Here is a 19,229-nt window from a genome sequence, read left to right on the forward strand (position 1 = left end):
TGCAATTAAATTTTTATATATCTGTAATTATTGGTGAATGTGCCGATATTATCTGTTGAGTGTAACTTTATCTTGACATGAGGGAGCATCAGTTGCTACCTTTGAATGAGTCTCAAAGAGTCTATAACAATGAAAAGTCTATATTCCTACATAGCAAACCTTTGTTTCAGGGTGGCATTTTTCAGGGAAGGCCTGTGGTCGGCCCTGGTCATTCTGGTAATGGCCGTCATCGCATTGCTTCTTTTCCAGTCCGGCGATGTGACCACGAAGCCGGTGGGATGGGAAAAAAGCTATTACGTTTCACCCTATAATATAAAGGTGAAAAATGTCAACGTTGCGTCACAGGGCAATTATGTAATAGCCGTCTATGAAGGTGATGACAAGGGAAAGCATGGCATATATGTATCGGTTTCATTTGATGGAGGCATGAATTACCTCAAACCGATAATTATTTCGGAAGTAAATACCATCATAGACAATAATCCCAAGGTAGCCATTTCAGGCAACGGACACATATTCGTCGCCTGGCAGAATCATATTGTGGATGAAGCCACGAACCGTATTTTTTATGTGAAGTCCGCCGATATGGGGGCGCAGTGGTCGCAGCCGCAGCAGATTTTTATCGGCTATGAAATGGAAATGCTTCCCCGTGTCTATTACGATGACAGGGGAATGCTGCATCTCTTTTATCATGCCTTTGCCGGTGGGGCATTTAATCTTTTTCATGCGGAAAGCTCCGATGAGGTAAAGTTTACAACGACGCAGTCCCTTATCAAGCTGACTCCGGAAATGAAGGGAGCATTCTTTCCGGCGATTCACTTTTCCGGGTCGGGTATCTACATGGTCTGGCAGGGGAAGGGCAAGAATTTTACCGATGATCTTTATTATACCCGTTCATCGAATTACGGCAGGAGTTGGAGCTCCATGGAACTGATTACCACAAGCGCTGCTAATAGTGAGGCGCCTGATCTTTTCATGAAGGATGATTCTCTCTATGTCGTTTATCAGAATAATGATGAAAAGAGCTGGTCGATTAAACTGCTTGTCGGCAGGGAAAAGGGCGCTGACTGGAGCGCCAGGCCGGTAACCATTTCGGATACCAGGGCAAACTGCTACGCGCCGAAACTGGCGCTGTCCAGAAGCAATGAGCTTCTTATTGCATGGTATGATACCAGGGAAGGGAGATCAAAGATATTCACCAGGCTTTACAATACCCGTACACGGGAGCTTTCGGCCGAGGAAAAAATATCGCAGGAACCGCCCGCGGCACGAAATCCCTTTGCCGTTACAGCGGGAAATAAGGCCATCGTATTCTGGGAGGCGGCTGACAGGATAATCGCCAAGCTGACCGATGTATATGCCGCGCCTCCCAGGGTTTATTCCGTTACCCATCCGGAAGGTATATGGTCAAGAAATTCCGTGGCCAGGATTGAATGGGTACCCCCCTTTGATGAATCGGAAATTGTGGGTTACGCAACCATGGTGAGTAAACCCATGCGCGGCGGCATAACCGCAGATCTTAATCCAACCATCCAGAACCTTAATGCAGGAACAAGAAGGATGATTCTGCCGGAACTGGAAGATGGAATCACCTACTTCCATATACGATCCGTAGATGGGGCAGGCAACTATAGCAGGACCATTCACTATAAAATACAGGTGAGTTCCAATCCTCTGCCCATGCCCATTGTACTTTCACCGACGCATCCCCAGGGAAAGGCTGTCGATTCCCGGGAACCCGTGTTCCGGTGGACCATTGATGATACAGAAAGGCTGAAAGGTTTTGTCTACAGTCTCTCTAAGGATTCCGTCACCAGGCCCGAGACTTTTACAACCAACTTTGAGGCAAAGTTCAGCGGCCTGGAATCGGGGATATATTTTTTCAGCCTTGGCGCCATTGATAAAACCAATCAGAGAAGCAGGATCGCCGATTATTATATAGTGGTGGGTGATGTGAAGAACCTGACCCCGGAAGACCTTCTTGACCGGACCAAGCGTAAGGAGCCCGTGGATATGCGATGGCTGGCTTCCCGGACCAAAGAGCCTTCATTGCGGATACTCTTTCCTTTCGATACGGGAAAACCCTGGACGGGAGAGGCTTTCAAGGCACCAATAGAAATGAAGAATGTCAGGCAGGAACAGGTGCTGGGGTACTCCCTGTATATCGACAGGAAAAAGGGAACTCCGCCCCTCAGGGTATTGCAGAAGAATAATATCTTGACGGTGGACAGTCTTGCCACGGGTACATACCATGTGGGAGTCCGTGCGAAATATTACCGTGTCGTAAATGGCAGAAAGGAGTATCACTGGAGCCCCGAGAGCACGGCGGAATTTTCAGTTCTGAACCCCGGCATTATTTCACCTGTCCAGCATTACGGGCGCCTGGTCGTAGGCAAGCTGACAGGACGGGGCCTGCTGGTTTCACTATTTATCATGGGCATGACTATTGCCACGGTGACTGTCGGTTTCGGCGGCAGGATAGCTTTTTACGGCAGAATGATGCAGTTTAAAGTTCGATCGGTTGTGCGGCTTATATTGTGATGATAAAATTATGAGCGGGTGACCGGAGTCGAACCGGCGACGTTCAGCTTGGGAAGCTGGCCAGGAAAAGTTCTATCCATGTTTACCGGCGTTTCTTGTTGTATATTACTGTTACTATTATAAGGGAAAAAGTCAATTGCTTTTTTCATCTACGTTTACTTCCGTTCAACGCTGTTCATTTCGTTTTGCTACATTTTGCTACCTGCGCCTAACGTCAATTATTGAATACCGATTGAGCGAGGGACAAAGAGTCCGGGTACTGTTGGTATTGAATATTTCTCGACGATCAATGGGATTCCCTTTCGATTGGGAGAAGAGCCCATTGTGGTCTGATAATGAAGGTATAAAAAAACATGAGTGATTATAAATTAAAACCGTTACCACCCAATCATGAACTCGAGACAAAGGCCGTCTTGAAACAGCCAGGGAACTCGTCGATTTTCTGCTGACTAAAAAAGAAGAGGCCATAAAACTAAAGGACATTCTTAATACTTTACCGGCAAAATGGAAAAAGAGAAAAGAATTGCTACTAATAACCCCAAAAGAGATCCCCAACCTGAACACATCCCTTCTGAAAGGATAAATGAAATAAAAATTGTTAAGAATAGTCAAGATCCTGAGAATCCCTTAGAACAATCAGATAATAGTTTGGTGAATGTTGTGATTTTAACAGGTAAGCGGTACGGGACCATCCTATTTTTTTCTCACCAGTCCATTATTGATTAAATCCTGTAAGGTTTTTATTATCTCTTTAGTATCGTAATTACAGTTATGGCTGAGCCAGGCGCCATATTCAGTCATTCCCATGAGCAGGTAGGCCATGCCCAGGCAGTCAAGATCAGCATCTATCTTGCCTTCGTGCTGAAGGACCTCAATGTCACGGGCTATGGGCCGCATTATCTGGTCCAGGATTTCTTTGAATTTGGTTTTAAAGAAAGGTTCGCTCCCGACAGATGCATGCCTCACAAGGTTCATCATGTCGACCCATCTGGGGTATGAATCGAGGAATGCCGCACCGCGCTTGAAAAGACGTCGGGTCATGTCGCGCTCATCTTTTATTTCTTTCCAAACATGACTGTACATCTCATAGAACACACTGTCGGCGCACTGAAAGAAGAGGTCATTCTTGTCTTTGAAAAATTTATAAAAGGTACCTTTTCCTATCCTGGCGTTGTTAACGATGTCATCAATACTGGTCTCACCCAGACCTTTGCGGATGAAGAGTTCGATGGCTGTCTTGACAATGGCGCTTCTCTTCTCACTGGATACGATTAACGTTTCTTCAACGTGTGGCTCTGAAGTGGGTACACGATCCAACCACTCTTTAATGGAGGCGAGAGATTTTCGTTCTTTGATTTGCAGTTTTCTGATAAGCTGGAGACGGGCAATATGTTCATCGGTATAGTAGGCCGTTGTTTTTCCTGTCTTCAACGCTGGAGGAAGCAGTCTTTCTTTCAGGTAGTAGTGGATTGTGGGAATGGGCGTTTCCGTAATCCGTGACAGCTCTGAAATTTTGTAATAATTGGTAGGATTCATTGTTATACAAGTCCCACTGTTTCACTGTTTAAAGGAGTACGTATAGCGCCCTGCATTATTAACCTTAATCCTTTCTCTACCAATTGGTCGATCTCCTCGTTGTTTTTACCTTCACAGAAATAGATACCATATTCGGCCGCTCCCATGAGAAGGTGGGCAACGATGGTTGTATCCATGTCCCTGAAAATACCCTGTTTAATTCCTTCTTTGAGGTCACTGGCGATAGGATTTATCAGGTTATCAATTATACGGTTGAGTCTTACACTGTTTTCGGAATTGGCTCCTGTTGATGAGCCGCGCATAATATGCAACATGTCTATCATGTAATGATGAGTCCTTATGAAGAGTGAAGTGCGGAGCTCCAGACGTTTAACTATATTTTTTTCGTCCAGCAGTTCCCTGAACTCCCTGTCGATATCAAGGAACACTTTATCGGCGCATTCATAAAACAGGTTCTCCTTATCACGGAAGTGTTTATAAAAAGTCCCCTTACTGATTCCGGCCTTTTCGGCTATATCGTTAATATTGATCGCATCGTATCCCTTGCTCCGGAATAATTCTATCGCCGAATCAAGAATATCGCTCCTCCTGTCAGGCTGGGATGATTCATTAGTAACGCCCTTTTCCTTTACAGCGCCTGGATATCGTGCAATCTTCCTTATTTCCTCAATGGAAAGGCCATCTTCATCGCGGAGTTTTCTGAGCCTTTTCAGCTCCATAATATTATCGTTATTATAGTAAGCTCTCGTCCTGCTTTGTTTAACCGGCGGTGTGATTAGGCCTTCCCGCAGGTAAAACCTGATGGTCGAGGCAGGGATTCCGGTAATTCGGGCCAGTTCCGATATAGTTATTCTGTCTTCGATTTCCATTCGATTTTTACCTATATGATAAATGAAATAAAGCAAATGCCCGGTAAGCACTTGTTTTACTGTATTCCGATTAATGTGATATAAAAATCACAATTATGCCATGATAATAATTATGCAACATAAATATTGGATAAGCCCTTGCCCCTATTATTTTCTTCACTTTTTTCTAAAAAAATCAGAAAAAAAGATTATTTGACTTGACGGTATAGAACGATACTATTAATTATCATAGTATAAATCAATAATACAATACGGAACGGTACCGTCAAGTCAAATAGTCAAACAGGACCGACCGGGAGGTAAAAAGATTATGAGTAAAGGGAAAATCGCGATTATAGGTATCGGAGAAGTCCCCACAGCCACCATGCCGGAGAGAACCCGATGGGACATTCTCTATGAAACATGCATGCAGGCGGTAAAGGATTCAGGACTTCATAAGAATGATATCGAAGGAACAGTGATAGTGTCACCCCAGGCCCAGGAGCGTCTTACCGGCGAATTATCTTTTGGTAAACTGCCTGAAGAGCTGGGACTTAAAGGTGTTAGGGACAGTGTCGTGGTGAATGCCGGAGGCGCGTCCACATCTAACTGTCTGAGAATGGCCGAGCAGTGGATTGAGAGCGGTGTGGCGAAAGCGGTGCTCATTCCCCATGTTACGGTACATTCGACAATTCCCCTGCCCGACGTAGTGAACTTCTTCGCCAGGGCCGGTGTTGACCTGCAGTGGGAATACCCCTACGGCTCGACCTATAACATCATCATGGGCATGATGGCCAACCGGTACATGCTTGAAACCGGCTGTACCGAGATGGAGATGGCTTCAGTCGTTACTGCATTACGAAGCTGGGCAAGCCGCGATCCCAATTCAATTTTTTATGGCAAGGACGTCCCATCACCCGAAAAGGTTCTCTCTTCTGATCTCCTAAACACACCGCTTCACAAAAGGGAGAGCAATGTTCTCGGTGATGGAGGATGCGCCATGGTGGTTGTCTCCGCCGAGGATGCGATGAAAATGAAGCGGCCCGCGGCATACAAGCTCGGTGAGTCTGTACGATATTTCAGCGGTTCCCCCATTCTGCGCGATTTCATGGGGGTCGTAGACGGTTTAATCGTTACCGCAAAAGAGGCGATGGCGCAGGCCGGCATCAGGAAAGAAGATGTTAATCTGTGGAACTGCTATCTTGCGTATCCTCTCGCGCATCCCCTTATGGCTGAAGCGCTTGAAGTGGCGCCGAGGGGGCAAGGAGGTAAATATTTTCTGGAGGGACGCATGTCCTTCGGCGGCGATATCCCCTGGTCAACCATCGGTGATGCGCCGGGAAGGGGGCATACCGGCTCTGGAGTTAGTGCAGCAACCTATGTGGAAACGGCGCGCCAGCTCATGGGCAAGGCCGGTGAGCGACAGGTCAAGGATTGCAAATACGTGTACCAGAACACAGCCGGTGGTTCCGGCTTCAACAATATAGCAACTATCTGGGGGAGGGAACTATAATGAGCTTCGATATGACAAAACCATTACCTGAAGTGCAGCCCTGGTCTCTTAAATTCTGGGAGGGAACAAAAGAGGGCAAACTGCTGATCCAGACGTGCAGGGACTGCGGTGCAAAGATTTTTTATCCTCGAAAATATTGTCCGGAATGCTGGTCCGGCAATCTGGACTGGATAGAAGCAAGTGGCAAGGGAACGATCTTCACATTCTCCACCGCTTACAGCATGGTAGAGCCCCGGTTTATGGATGAGATCCCGTATACTGTCGCCTACGTAGACCTTGATGAGGGAGTTCGGTTAATGACGCGGATTGTAGAGTGCGATCCCAAAGAAATAAAAATCGGCATGGATGTCGAAGTGACCTTTTTCCAGCGTGAAGATTTTTTCATGCCCTATTTCAAGCCTGCTGGCATGTAAGGAGGAGCCATGAGCGCGTATGCGACAATTCTCTATGAAGTTAGCGGCTCCGTGTGTAATATCACGCTGAACCGTGAAAATAAGAAAAACGCCATCAACCGCGAAATGGCTGCCGAGCTTCTCGATGCCTTCCGCAGGGTGCGCGATGAAAGTCAGGTCGGCGTTGTTGTCCTTTCCGGTGCGGGTAAATCATTCTGCACGGGCGGAGACCTTTCGGTGTTCCCCTCGTTGGCGGAACACAAGAGTTCTCTCAACTGGTTGGCCCATGATGGCTTTGACCTGAATAAGGCCATAGAACAGTGTGAGAAGGTGGTGGTGGCGAAGATAAAGGGCTACTGCCTTGCCGGGGGACTTGAGCTGGCCCTCATGTGCGATCTTGTGTATGCCTGTGAGTCGGCGAAGCTGGGCACTACGGAGATCAACATGGGAATACTTCCTGGCTGGGGAGGCACAGTGCGTATTACCCGATCTATGCCGATATTCCGGGCTCGCGAGATTATCTATAGCGGAAGGAAGGACTACCCGGCCCGAGAGATGTACGAAATGGGTTTACTCACCCGCGTGTTTCCCGATGAGACCTTTGAGAAAGATTTCGAAGCGCTGGTGACGAATCTGGCCACAAAGAAACCGATAGCCATCAGGATGGGCAAGGAGGTCATGGCGCGCTCCCTTGAGTGCGGGAGCATCGACGCGGCACTGGCTCTTGAGCGGAACGCGATCCAGTGGCTTATATATTCACCGGAAATCCAGGCGGTTATGGACACTCTCCGGCAAAAACCTGAAGTGCTGTTGAATGCTCAAAAAGCGGCGAATAGCGCATCGGATGTTAAAAAGTGAAAAAAGACCGTAGAGGTGCACCAGGTTGTACTTCTACGGCCTATAATACAGGAGAATGATTATGGATTTCGGATTAACCGATGAACAACGAATAATAAAGGACACGATGAAAGCTTTCTGTGAAAAAGAGCTTTCCTGGGAATATGTAAGGTGGATGGATGAGAATGTCGACTTCCCGCCGAATGAACTTTGGCAGAAATTTGTCGATCTTGGAATGTTCGGAGCGTCGATTGCCGAGGAATACGGCGGACAGGGTCTGGGACAGTTTGATATAATGCTCGCCTATGAAGAGATATGCAAACGATCTATGTCCGTGGCCCTGGCAGTGGGTGTCACCAGCGGTTTCGGCGTTCGCTTTATCAGCGAACTCGGAACAAAGGAACAGAAGGAGAAATACCTTCCACTTATAGCTGAAGGCAAATATAAAACTTGCATGGCTCTGACGGAGCCGGCGGGTGGCACCGATATTCTCGGCGCGCTTTCCACCACGGCCGAAGAGAAGAGCGATCGTTTCGTAATCAACGGACAAAAAGTCTTTATCACCGGCGCGCATGTGGCGGATGGACTCATGACCATCTGCAAAACCGAGAAGGATGCAAAAAAGGCAAAGTCCTGGAGCACGTTCATAGTGCCCGGCGATTCGAAGGGAATAACAATCAACAAGATCGGCAAGATAAGCTGCCATCATTGTGAATCGGTTGAGATATTTTTCGATAATGTTGAAGTGCCCAAGGAGAACATGCTGGGTACGAGGGGAAATGCCTTCTTTGAAATAATGACGGTTCTGAACCCGGAACGTATCGGTGTTGCCATGATGGGAGTTGGAATTATCGCTGCCATATATGAAGCGTGCATGAGGTATGTTCAGGAGCGGAATGCCTTCGGCGGTCCAATCAGCCGATTCCAGATTCTGCAGAACTATCTTGCTGATATGTATATCAACCTGGAAAACTCGAGAAATCTTACCTACAAGTCGGCCTGGCTCTGTGACAATGTGAAACCCTATCATCTTGAGGCGACTATGGCCAAACTGGTGGCTGCTGAAGGTGCGCGTCATGCCGGGACTTATGGTTCGGAGATATTCGGCGGATACGGTATATGTAATGAGTACCCTGTATCGATGTTTCTGCGGGACGCCTACCAGATTCAGTTCTCACCCATATCCAACGAGATGAGCCGCAATATGCTGATGCAGTTTCAGGGACTGCCTAAATCATGGCCATGATAAAGGAGGTGTTTAATGTATACATTGGGTGATCTTACAAGAAACGGAGCTCAGTTCTTCCCTGATAAGACGGCTATTGTATTTGAGGATACACGACTGACCTACCGTGAATTCAACAATCGCGTTAATAGATTCGCAAACGCCCTTGTAAAAATGGGATTCAAGAAGGGGGACCGTCTCTGTGTTCTGGCCGATAACTGTTCGAAATATCTTGAGGTGTATTTTGGTGCGGCTAAAATAGGGATATGTGTGACACCGATAAACCATCGTCTGGGAGACCAGGAACTCGTCTATATCATTAACCATTGTGAATCGACGCTCCTTGTTGTCGGGGACGGATTTGAAGAACGAGTGAGTAAAATGAAGGAGGAATTGAAAAACATCAAGAAATGGATAACTATTGATAATTCTGTCGATGGCTTTGCAAATTATGAAGAGTTCCTATTGAATTCCTCCGATGCCGAGCCCGATACGGATGTTTATAGCGTGCAGGAGGAGGATCTGGCGGTCCTTATGTACACTGGGGGAACGACAGGTCTTCCCAAGGGCGTCATGCTGAATCATCGAAGCTGTATGCTGGCCGGATTGACCTCCGCCCTTGCTATGGAATTTACCAGGAATGACTCGACCTGCTATGTTCTTCCTATATTCCATGTCTCGTGGTGGCCGATCCTCGCCATATTCATGGTTTCCGGTAAAGTATGTATAAACAGGAAGCCGAACCTGGGAAAAATCTTCGAGCTCATCCAGAACGAGAAGTGCACGCATATAAATCTCGTTCCCACGATATACGGCTGGATGGTGGATAATTCCGACGTGGATAAATACGACCTTTCCAGCCTGAGAGTGTGTTCTTATGCGGGAAGTCCTTTTCCCACGGAAGTACTTAAAAAATGCATACAAAAATTTGGCAACAAATTCTGCCAGGGTTATGGCGCCACAGAAACGGCCGGCGCAGCCATAAGTATGCTGGCAATGGAAGATCATTTTCTTCAAGGCCCGAAATCGAAATACCTTGTCAGTGCCGGTAAACCATCCCCGTGTTCGAGGATTAAAATTGTAGATGATAAAAACAATATCCTGAAACCGGGTGAAATGGGGGAGATTTGTGCGAAAGGGAAGCACATCATGATGGGATACTGGAAAAATGAGGAAGCGAACAGAAGTTCCCTGATCGATGGCTGGTATCATACCGGAGACATCGGTTACATCGATAGAGACGGGTACATCTTCATGACGGATCGAAAGGCGGACATGATCATCTCGGGAGGGGAGAACGTTTATCCGGGTGAGGTGGAAAACGTGATCTACCAGCACCCGTCGGTGTCCGAATGCTCGGTGGTTTCGGCCCCGGATGCGAAGTGGGGGGAAATTGTACAGGCGGTGGTTGTCCTTAAGCCCGGGGCAAAGGCGACCGAGGAGGAGATCATCGATCATTGCAGGAATACGCTGGCGGGGTACAAGTGCCCCAAGGCGGTGGCCTTCTGGGATTCTATCCCGAAAACAATTATCGGGAAGATCATCAAGAAGGAAATAAAGGCTAAGTTCTGGAAAGGTAAAGAAAGGGTTATCAGCTGAAGTTGCCTTTGCAGCAAAATATTACAGGAGGGATAGAAACATGACTTTTGATGCGTTATTTCAACCAATTCAAATCGGTGATTGTGAAATAAAAAATAGAATCGCGATGTCACCCATGAACATGGGGTATACAGGTCCTATGGGATACCCGAGCGAACAGAGTATAGCCTGGTATGCCACCAGAGCTAGGGGTGGTTTCGGATTATTGATTACCGAATGTGTCGTCATGAATTCAAAAAGATGGAGGGGGTGTGATAGTCTAAATCCGCTTCTGCTAACCGACCAGCGGTATATGCGTTTTCATAGTGAAATAGTTGAATATGTGCATTCGTTCAATAAATGCAAAATTTTTATACAATTAAGCCCCGGATGGGGCAGGCAGGGGCATCCGGCCCACGAGACGCCGGATGTACCGGCAGCCGGACCGTCCGCTATACCAATGAGAATGGAAGCCCGCAATTTCAACAAGGGATGGGAAAAACAGATTCGGCGTCTTGCTTCCCGTTCAGGACTTGATATCGAGCAGATATTGACAAATATGGGATACAAAGACGGATTTGACAGCATACGAAAAATGAATGATGAGCAGTATGAAGTCTTTCATTCACTGTTGTCGGGACTGATAAACCAGCTTATGCCTGCGATGGCGCACGTTATCGACGGTGATGTCCCGCGAAAACTCAGCATTCCGGAAATCGTAGACCTTGAAGATGGAATGGCGGAACAGGCCCTGGCGGCAAAGGAGATTTTTTATGATGGCATTGAAATCCACAGCCCGCACGGGTATTTGATACATTCCTTCCTTTCACCCAGATCGAACCACCGGAATGATTTATACGGCGGTTCACTGGAAAACCGAGCACGTTTTCTTTTAAATATCGTCCGTAAAATCAGGAGCAAGGTGGGGCCGAACATGCCGGTCGGATGTCGTCTGTCCGGTGATGAACTAATGAAGGGAGGGCTCTCACATGATGAGGCAACTCAAATCGCCGCAATGTGCAGAGACGCAGGGGCAAATTTTATAAATGTCTCCCAGGGTTCTTATGAAAATCCGGGCGCCGGTTTTGCGCCCGACGATGAAAATGATTTTACCAGATGGGCGCCAGGATTTAAAAAAACTACCGCGCTGCCGGTTATAGTGCCGAATTTCATTTCGCCTGAAACGGCGATAAATGCCATTAAAGACGGCAATGCCGATATTATATCCCTTGGCCGTCAATCCATAGCCGATCCTTTCTGGCCCGCAAAGGTCAAGTCCGGAAGAATTGAAGACATCGTAAAATGCTCCCGCTGTCAGAATTGCTATATGAATCTTTTTGAATCGAGATGGATGCACTGTCTGGTTAATCCTACCGCGGGCAGGGAAAAGAACTATCCGGAGCTTTGGATCAAGGGCGGTCCGCTGGAGAAGCATGCGGAAAAATTCATCAAGAGATCTTCTGGTCTCGAGCAAATATAAGGGTAGTCTCGTTTTGCAAAATTGTACTCAAGGAGTGGAAACATGAGCGATAACTATTTCAAGATAGATCCCGAGTGCCATCTTATCGGTGATATGGAACCGGTGAATCATTTTCCCGGCGTGCAGATGTGGTGGCGGGCCATCGATAACATACGGCGGCCCCTGATGACCGGAGCACCGCCGAAACTTCTCATCAAAGCAGCAGAAGGAGTTGAAGAATGGGAAGCCCAAAAGGATGCTTCTCCGGAAAACATCATTAGGGCCATGGACAAATATGGAGTAGACATCGCATGTCTGCTTCCCGAATCCATGATGGATACGACCGGGTATACCAGCCGGTGGTGCACAAACGGCGAAATGGCGAAGATCGTCGAAACGAATCCTGACCGGTTCATGTACCAGCCAAATATCTCGCCAATCAAGCAGCGTGGCGTGAAAAATGCCATCTGGGAACTGGAGTACTGGGTGAAGGAAAAGGGTGCGAAGATATTTAAATACTACTCACCGGAAGATACCTATATGAATGATCCTGAGTTGTGGCCTTTCTACGAGAAGGCTCAGGAGTTGGGCATTGTCCTGGACTTTCATACCGGTATGGTATGGGTGCCGCCCGGAAAGAGTAAGTACTGCCATCCCGTGCAGCTCGATGATGTTGCCCGTGATTTCCCTGACCTGAAAATCAACGCTTTTCACATGGGATATCCCTATGCCGATGTGCTCAACATGGTGGCCCTGGGACATCCCAATGTATATATCTGCATGAGCCTCCTGGTTCCATGGGCCATTACGGCGCCGAGGAAATTCGCGCGGCTGCTGGGAGAGGCGATGCGTTTTGTAGGTCCGGATAGAATTACCTGGGGGACGGATTATGCCGGATTCGCTGCCCAGATCCTTGGAGCGGTCAAGGGCTTTCGGGATTTCCAGATTCCTGAGGATATGCAGGATCAATATGGATACCTTCCGATCACCGATGAAGATCGCGCAAAAATGTTCGGCGGAAATCTGGGACGGCTCATGGGGATCGATACGACGAAGCGAAGAATTAAAGCCGGTTGAGTATTCGCCAATTTCGTCTGGATAATCTAATACAGTTATTTCCTCACACGGGGGACAGGAGGAGTGCATTGTTAAAGGCGATTTATCAGTCCTTTTTGCCCCGTCCCCCTATTTTTACAGAAAGATACAAAGATAACCGGTTACCTGAATATATTAGAGTTAATGATTATTTAGTGGAATCAGCATGAATTCAAAAACAAGCAAATCAACCAATGAAAATGGTTTTCTCCAGGGGATGAATACATTGTTCACGGATCCCGACCCGGATCTGGCAAGGGGATTCTTCAGGACCAAGTCAAGGGCTATGGTGAATAAAGTTATCAGCGCCCGGAAGGCGGTAAAAACAATGCTTAATGACGGTGACTATCTTGCCATGGGAGGTTTCGGTGCAAACCGGATTCCTACGGCCATACTACATGAGATTTGCCGCCAGGGAAAAAAGAACCTAGCCTTCGCCGGTCACACATCAACCCATGACATGCAGATACTGGTTGCCGGAGACTGCATCGACAGGCTGGATATAGCCTATATTATCGGGCTGGAAGCCCGGGGGCTTTCGCCCAACGCAAGAAAGGCTGTTGAGAGCGGCAGGATACGACTCACTGAATGGACCAATGCCGCCATGTCATGGCGTCTCAAGGCGGCGGCCATGGGAATCTCCTTTATTCCCGCGCGGAACATGCTGGGCACTGACACATTTACTTACAGCGCAGCAAAGGAAATTGAGTGTCCGTTTACCGGGAAAAAATTCACTGCCTGCCCAGCGCTCTATCCCGATCTTGCGGCCATTCATGTGCATGAGTGCGATATCTACGGCAACGCCCGTATCTATGGAGCATCGGTTTCAGACCAGGATCTGGCAAAAGCGGCAAAACGGGTTGTCCTGACTACTGAAAGGATTGTTCCCAATGAAGAAATCCGGCGCGCTCCGCACCTGACGTTTATTCCTTTCTGGTGCGTTGATGCCGTTGTTGAAGTTCCCTACGGTAGTTATCCTGGGAACATGCCCTATGAGTACTTTTCCGACGAGGAATACCTGAAACGCTGGCTTTCCCTGGAAAAGGACCCGGAACTCTTCAGAATGTTTTTTAAAAAAGAAGTGCTGGAAACCCGTGATTTCAATGAGTACCTCCGCCTCAATGGAGGAATTGAGAAAATGATAAAGCTTCGGGCGATCGAAAACCTGATTTAAATAAAAAAAGGGACCACGTCATGACAGATTATAATTCCATGGAGCTCATGATATGCATTGCTGCTTGGAACCTCCAGGACGGGGCGACCGTAGTCGTGGGCACCGGTGCTCCCTGCGCAGCTGCCATGTTGGCCCAGAAGACCTATTCACCTAATCTCACTATCATGTTCGAAGCGGGCGGTGTCGCTCCGATCCTGCCTGCCATGCCGATATCAGTAGGCGACTCCCGGACATTTCACAAGGCGATCCTGGCCAGCTCCATGCCCGATGTAATGGAGACCTGCCAGCGGGGCATGGTGGACTATACCTTCCTGGGCGGTGCCCAGATAGACATGTATGGGAATATCAACTCAACAATGATCGGTGACGATCACGCGAAACCAAAAGTTCGCTTTCCGGGATCGGGCGGGGCGAACGACCTGGCTTCCCTCTGCTGGCGCACCATGATGATGACGCCCCAGGACTCGAAACGTTTTACCGAAAAGCTCGATTTTATCACCTCGCCGGGATATCTCACCGGCGGGACTTCACGGTATGACGCTGGTTTGCCTGCAGGCACCGGCCCGTACCGGATAATTACAAACATGGCTATCATGGGATTCGATGATGGAACGAAAAGGATGAAAGTCCTGTCGATCAATCCCGGGTATTCGCGTCAGGATGTGCAGGATAACTGCGGGTTTGAACTGATCTGGGCGGATAATCTTGCAGATACGGATCATCCGAAAGAAGAGGAGCTGCAGATACTGAGGGAACAGGTCGATCCGGGAAGATATATCATCGGGAGATGACGATCCTAATTGGATTGAAGTAAATTATGAATAAATTATATCAAATCATAGATGAAAAAATTTTGTATCGATATAAGGATATGTCATTAGAAATTCGATATAAATCCAGATTGCTGGTTGTGTATTATTTGGTAGGTCTTATTGTTTTTCCTTCACATTTATGTTATATGTATTTTTATGTGAATTTGGATATCATGAAGATGATCGGATCTATCCCTGTGTATTTTATTTTCGTAGTAATTGTTCAAGCATCGCTTTTTAATAATAAACTTTGGCTCAGTGGCATTACAGTATTGTTCATTGTTTTAGATGTATATGCTTATATCTCAATAAATCATTTTCAGGAAAATGATTTATTAGCTTTTACAGCAAGTTTCATTTCAAGTTTGATCACTATCCTTTCAGTGTATGTATTATTATTTTTTATAAAAATAATAATACAGGCGGCAATAGAAAGATCTGAGAATGAAAGCGCTGTAAATGTTAAACAGTATGAAAAAATAAAAGCGCTTCTAAATTCTGTAGCGCAAACATCAACTAAGCTTGTAGATCATTCAGATCTCCTCACCAATAACGCCAATTCATTCTTTGAAGTCTTCCATGACCAGCATCAAGGGCTTCTCACACTGCTTCAAAAGATGGAGGATCTGTTTTTAATGACCACTCTGATCGGTGAACAAATACAAAAAGTCAACCTGTCGATCGAGGAAGTTACTTCCATGGCCTAGCGGGGAAACGAGGCCCTCAAGAAATTGGAGGCCGGTATGATGAGGGTGTCGGAAAACTTTAAAGTCAAATCCGATCAGATTAAAGAGATGATGGGCATGCAACAGATTGCGCTCAATGAAATAGTCAAATCGATATCAAGTATTAATGAAATTACACAGACGTATGTTGACGGTTCGCGCAATCTTTATTCAGACGCGGATATGGTCGGGCAACTTGCGGAGATGTTGAAGCGGGATGTTAACATCTAATAATCTGGTTTTAACCGTGGAATAAAAGGAGGCTGTATTGAACACTGATGCATATCGGATTGACGTACACAATCACATTATTCCTGTTGAATATCTCAGGGAGCTGGAAACAATCGGGATAAAAGGTTCGCTGGGAAAGATGTTCCCGGAATGGTCTGTGGAGCAAGCACTTGCCGTTATGGACGCTAACGGAATACAGACCGTAATTACCTCCATGTCCAGCCCCGGTATCTTTTTCGGAGATGCATCATTTGCAAAAAGACTGGCGCGTTTATCCAATGAAGTATCAGCAAAAATAATTTCCGACTATCCTCTGCGCTTCGGTGCGTTTGCGATCCTCCCATTACCGGATGTTGCATCGTCCATGGAAGAGCTGTCATATGCGCTGGATGTGTTACATCTTGATGGTCTTGTCGTTCTATCAAACACAAAGGGTATTTATATCGGCGATGATCTCTATGATGAGCTTTATGCTGATCTTGATAAAAGAAATGCAGTTGTTTACGTTCATTCGACTGAACCAGAGGCCGGGAATCCACTCGGAAAAGAAATACCAACATTTCTTATGGAAGTGACCTTTGAAACCGCTCGTGTTATTTTTAATCTTCTTTATAAGGGTGTGCTTGAGAGATATCCAAATATTCGTTGGATATTTGCACATGCAGGCGGAGCTTTACCATGTTTAACATGGCGGATTTCACTTGGGCAGTTTGTAATTCCTGATGCCGGGAAGGCCGTGCCCAAGGGTGTTCCTTATTATTTAAAAAAGCTGTATTATGATACCGGACTGTCGGCAAATCCATATGTATTCAGGACATTGCGGGAGCTGGTTGAACCGGAACAGATTCTTTTAGGTACTGATTATCCTTTCGCGCCTGATATATTGTCAGCAGAGACGATAAAAGGGCTCCATGCGTATGACGGTTTTTCCGAGGATGACTTAAAGAAAATTGAATTTAAGAACGCTCTTGATCTTTTTCCGAGATTAAGAAAATGATATATTGGGATTTAGAAAATTTTCAGGAAATGCTTAATCAGATATTATAAAATCTCATACTAAATGGTATCATTGGAGGATTATGAAATTAAACATGCAACATTGGGTTGAAGAAATTATTAATTCATCGGAACGTAAAGTCCTCCCGATTATGACTTACCCGGGCCTTAAACTTGCGAATAAACAAATAATGGATGTTGTGCGGGATGGTGCATCGCAGGCACAATGTATCGAAGCATTGTCCCATAAGTACCCTTCAATAGCAGCGGTAACCATAATGGATCTTTCCGTTGAAGCGGAAGCATTCGGCAGTCCGATTCAATTTACCGAAAATGAAGTTCCATCAGTCATTGCTGCAATAGTCAACGATTCAGATGAAGCTGATATACTCAAAATTCCTGAAATTGGTGCAGGCAGAACCGGCATGTATATAACTGCTGCCGAACTGGCTGCTAAGAATATAACAGACAAACCCGTCTTTGGCGGAATTATCGGACCTATGTCACTGGCCGGAAGGCTCATGGATATGACGGAAATCATGGTGCAGATGATAACCGAACCTGAAACGGTTCATAGGGTACTGGACAAATGCACCCGTTTTCTCGTCGAATATGGTAAAGCTTATAAGAATAAAGAAGTAAACGGTCTGATCATCGCTGAGCCTGCCGCCGGTTTACTGTCCCCGGAGATGTGCACTGAGTTTTCATCTGAATATGTGAAAAATATTGTGGATGCACTTCAGGATGAAAATTTTATGATAATTCTTCACAATTGCGGCAATACGGAGAAACTTGTTCCCTCACTTTTATCGACAGGCGCGATGGGATACCATTTTGGTAATGTTGTCGATATGGCCGATATCATGCCCCAGATTCCTGATACAAGTATCGCATTCGGAAATATCGAACCGGCGGGGGGTTTCCGTAACGGGACAACGGAATTAATGAGGACCAGGGTTAACGATCTGCTTGAAAAAACAGCCGGTTACAGGAATTTCGTCTTATCATCAGGATGCGATGTACCTCCCCAAACTCCGATCGAAAACGTGGAAGCTTTCTATGATGCCCTTGTTCAATACAACAGCAGAAGATGATTATAATATATTTTGATCTCAATTAATCGTTTAATGTTTAAAAGGAGGAAATACCACATGACACCATATGAAGAAAAATTGAACAGGATAAACAAGGCAGTTGCTCTTGAGCCGGTTGATAAAGTGCCTTTTATACCCTGCGGTACATCGATTTACGCCAAAATAGAAGGCGTGAAGCTTGGCGATTATATTAAAGACATGGATCTTAATTACAAGGTAAATTTAGGAGCACTTGAAAAAATCGGAGGTGTTGACGGTATTCAGAATATGGTATTTGACCCTAAGCTTCTAGCAACTTCCTGGCTTTCGGAAGTTAAAGTTCCGGGAGTGCACCTGTCTGACAATGAGTTGTGGCAGATTCATGAGCAGGAACTGATCAAACAGGAAGACTATGACGATATCCTGAAAAAGGGATTTTTCAGATGGTACCTTGGTTTTATGCGGAAGAAACTGGATAATCCGATGCAATATGCGCCTCGTTATTTCTGGAAGATACGAAAGGCCAGGAAGCCCTTTATGAAGGCCGGTTATGTTTGTATTGGTGGTCCGGGATTCGGCAGTCCTTTCGAGATGTTTTGTGGCGGACGATCAATGGAATCATTCCTGATTGATGATCTTATGGAGATACCTGACAAGGTGGATGAAGTTTTTAAAAAAGTCCATACGGTAAATAAAACGCTTTATAAGCTGCAATTGAAAATGCTGAAGCCATACGGCGCATGGATTGGAGGCTGGAGGGGCACGCCGGGAATAGTAAATAAAGAGATGTTCGAGCGGTTTTCATGGCAATATATGAAAGACCTCGCATTAATGCTTTTATCCAAAAACGTGGTGCCGATTTTTCATCTCGATTCCGACTGGGAACGTGGCCTTGAATACTTCCGTGAGCTACCGAAAGGGAGATGCATTATGGCTCTTGATGGTAATACAAATATCCATAAAGCCAAGGAGGTTGTCGGGGACATGATGTGTATTATGGGGGATGTCCCCGCCGAAATGCTGGCGTTCGGCACTCCGGACAAGGTCTATGATTATTCCATGAACCTGATCAGGACGATGGGTCCGACGGGATTCATACTTTCATCAGGGTGCGATATCCCATTCAATGCCAAACTCGAAAATGTGCAGATGATGGGGAAAGCCTGTCTTGACGCGGCAAAAAACAAGTAGCGG

Annotated in this window: 17 protein-coding genes; 15 read left to right on the forward strand and 2 right to left on the reverse strand. The window is 46.4% G+C overall.

The window, feature by feature from the left end; all coding sequences use genetic code 11:
• Window positions 1-105 precede the first annotated feature (105 nt).
• Complete coding sequence (locus tag CVV44_13575; protein ID PKL38191.1) at window positions 106-2,541, forward strand: hypothetical protein; 2,436 nt, start codon at window positions 106-108, stop codon at window positions 2,539-2,541.
• Window positions 2,542-3,234: 693 nt separating this feature from the next.
• On the opposite strand, the gene CVV44_13580 is transcribed toward CVV44_13575, so the two are convergent.
• Window positions 3,235-4,077, reverse strand: coding sequence for a hypothetical protein (locus CVV44_13580; GenBank protein ID PKL38192.1), 843 nt, complete (start codon window positions 4,075-4,077; stop codon window positions 3,235-3,237).
• Window positions 4,078-4,079: 2 nt separating this feature from the next.
• A complete protein-coding gene (locus tag CVV44_13585; protein ID PKL38193.1) occupies window positions 4,080-4,946 on the reverse strand; it encodes a hypothetical protein in 867 nt (288 codons plus the stop codon).
• A 310-nt stretch (window positions 4,947-5,256) separates the two neighbouring features.
• Between CVV44_13585 and CVV44_13590 the strand changes: the two genes are divergently transcribed.
• The 14 genes from CVV44_13590 (at window position 5,257) to CVV44_13655 (ending at window position 19,226) form a co-directional block, all read left to right on the forward strand.
• Window positions 5,257-6,438 carry a hypothetical protein gene (locus CVV44_13590; protein ID PKL38194.1) on the forward strand — a complete coding sequence of 394 codons (1,182 nt, stop codon included), beginning with the start codon at window positions 5,257-5,259 and terminating at the stop codon, window positions 6,436-6,438.
• Window positions 6,438-6,851: a hypothetical protein gene (locus CVV44_13595; protein PKL38195.1), complete on the forward strand. Its 414-nt coding sequence runs from the start codon at window positions 6,438-6,440 to the stop codon at window positions 6,849-6,851. Before CVV44_13590 ends, CVV44_13595 begins: the two co-directional genes overlap by 1 nt.
• A 9-nt stretch (window positions 6,852-6,860) precedes the next feature.
• Window positions 6,861-7,688, forward strand: a complete 828-nt coding sequence (locus CVV44_13600) for a hypothetical protein (GenBank protein PKL38196.1) — start codon at window positions 6,861-6,863, stop codon at window positions 7,686-7,688.
• Window positions 7,689-7,743: 55 nt separating this feature from the next.
• On the forward strand, window positions 7,744-8,913 hold the full coding sequence (locus CVV44_13605; protein ID PKL38197.1) for an acyl-CoA dehydrogenase: 1,170 nt from the start codon (window positions 7,744-7,746) through the stop codon (window positions 8,911-8,913).
• Between the two features lie 15 nt (window positions 8,914-8,928).
• Window positions 8,929-10,491, forward strand: a complete 1,563-nt coding sequence (locus tag CVV44_13610) for a hypothetical protein (GenBank protein PKL38198.1) — start codon at window positions 8,929-8,931, stop codon at window positions 10,489-10,491.
• A gap of 40 nt (window positions 10,492-10,531) precedes the next feature.
• A complete protein-coding gene (locus tag CVV44_13615) occupies window positions 10,532-11,950 on the forward strand; it encodes a flavin oxidoreductase (protein PKL38199.1) in 1,419 nt (472 codons plus the stop codon).
• A 42-nt stretch (window positions 11,951-11,992) separates the two neighbouring features.
• The gene (locus CVV44_13620) at window positions 11,993-13,006 is read left to right on the forward strand and encodes an amidohydrolase (protein ID PKL38200.1); all 1,014 of its coding nucleotides are present in this window, start codon (window positions 11,993-11,995) and stop codon (window positions 13,004-13,006) included.
• A 235-nt stretch (window positions 13,007-13,241) separates the two neighbouring features.
• The gene (locus CVV44_13625; protein PKL38224.1) at window positions 13,242-14,198 is read left to right on the forward strand and encodes a CoA transferase subunit A; all 957 of its coding nucleotides are present in this window, start codon (window positions 13,242-13,244) and stop codon (window positions 14,196-14,198) included.
• Between the two features lie 20 nt (window positions 14,199-14,218).
• Entirely contained in the window at window positions 14,219-14,989 is a 771-nt protein-coding gene (locus tag CVV44_13630; GenBank protein PKL38201.1) for a 3-oxoacid CoA-transferase, read from the forward strand.
• A 26-nt stretch (window positions 14,990-15,015) separates the two neighbouring features.
• Complete coding sequence (locus CVV44_13635) at window positions 15,016-15,717, forward strand: hypothetical protein (GenBank protein PKL38202.1); 702 nt, start codon at window positions 15,016-15,018, stop codon at window positions 15,715-15,717.
• A gap of 36 nt (window positions 15,718-15,753) precedes the next feature.
• Window positions 15,754-15,966 carry a hypothetical protein gene (locus tag CVV44_13640; protein ID PKL38203.1) on the forward strand — a complete coding sequence of 71 codons (213 nt, stop codon included), beginning with the start codon at window positions 15,754-15,756 and terminating at the stop codon, window positions 15,964-15,966.
• Between the two features lie 37 nt (window positions 15,967-16,003).
• The gene (locus CVV44_13645; GenBank protein ID PKL38204.1) at window positions 16,004-16,963 is read left to right on the forward strand and encodes an amidohydrolase; all 960 of its coding nucleotides are present in this window, start codon (window positions 16,004-16,006) and stop codon (window positions 16,961-16,963) included.
• Window positions 16,964-17,045: 82 nt separating this feature from the next.
• Window positions 17,046-18,056, forward strand: a complete 1,011-nt coding sequence (locus tag CVV44_13650; protein PKL38205.1) for a methylcobamide--CoM methyltransferase — start codon at window positions 17,046-17,048, stop codon at window positions 18,054-18,056.
• A 33-nt stretch (window positions 18,057-18,089) separates the two neighbouring features.
• A complete protein-coding gene (locus CVV44_13655) occupies window positions 18,090-19,226 on the forward strand; it encodes a uroporphyrinogen-III decarboxylase (protein ID PKL38206.1) in 1,137 nt (378 codons plus the stop codon).
• Window positions 19,227-19,229 lie beyond the last annotated feature (3 nt).

The sequence above is a fragment of the Spirochaetae bacterium HGW-Spirochaetae-1 genome (assembly GCA_002839375.1).
In the GTDB taxonomy this organism is placed as follows: Bacteria; Spirochaetota; UBA4802; order UBA4802; family UBA5550; genus PGXY01.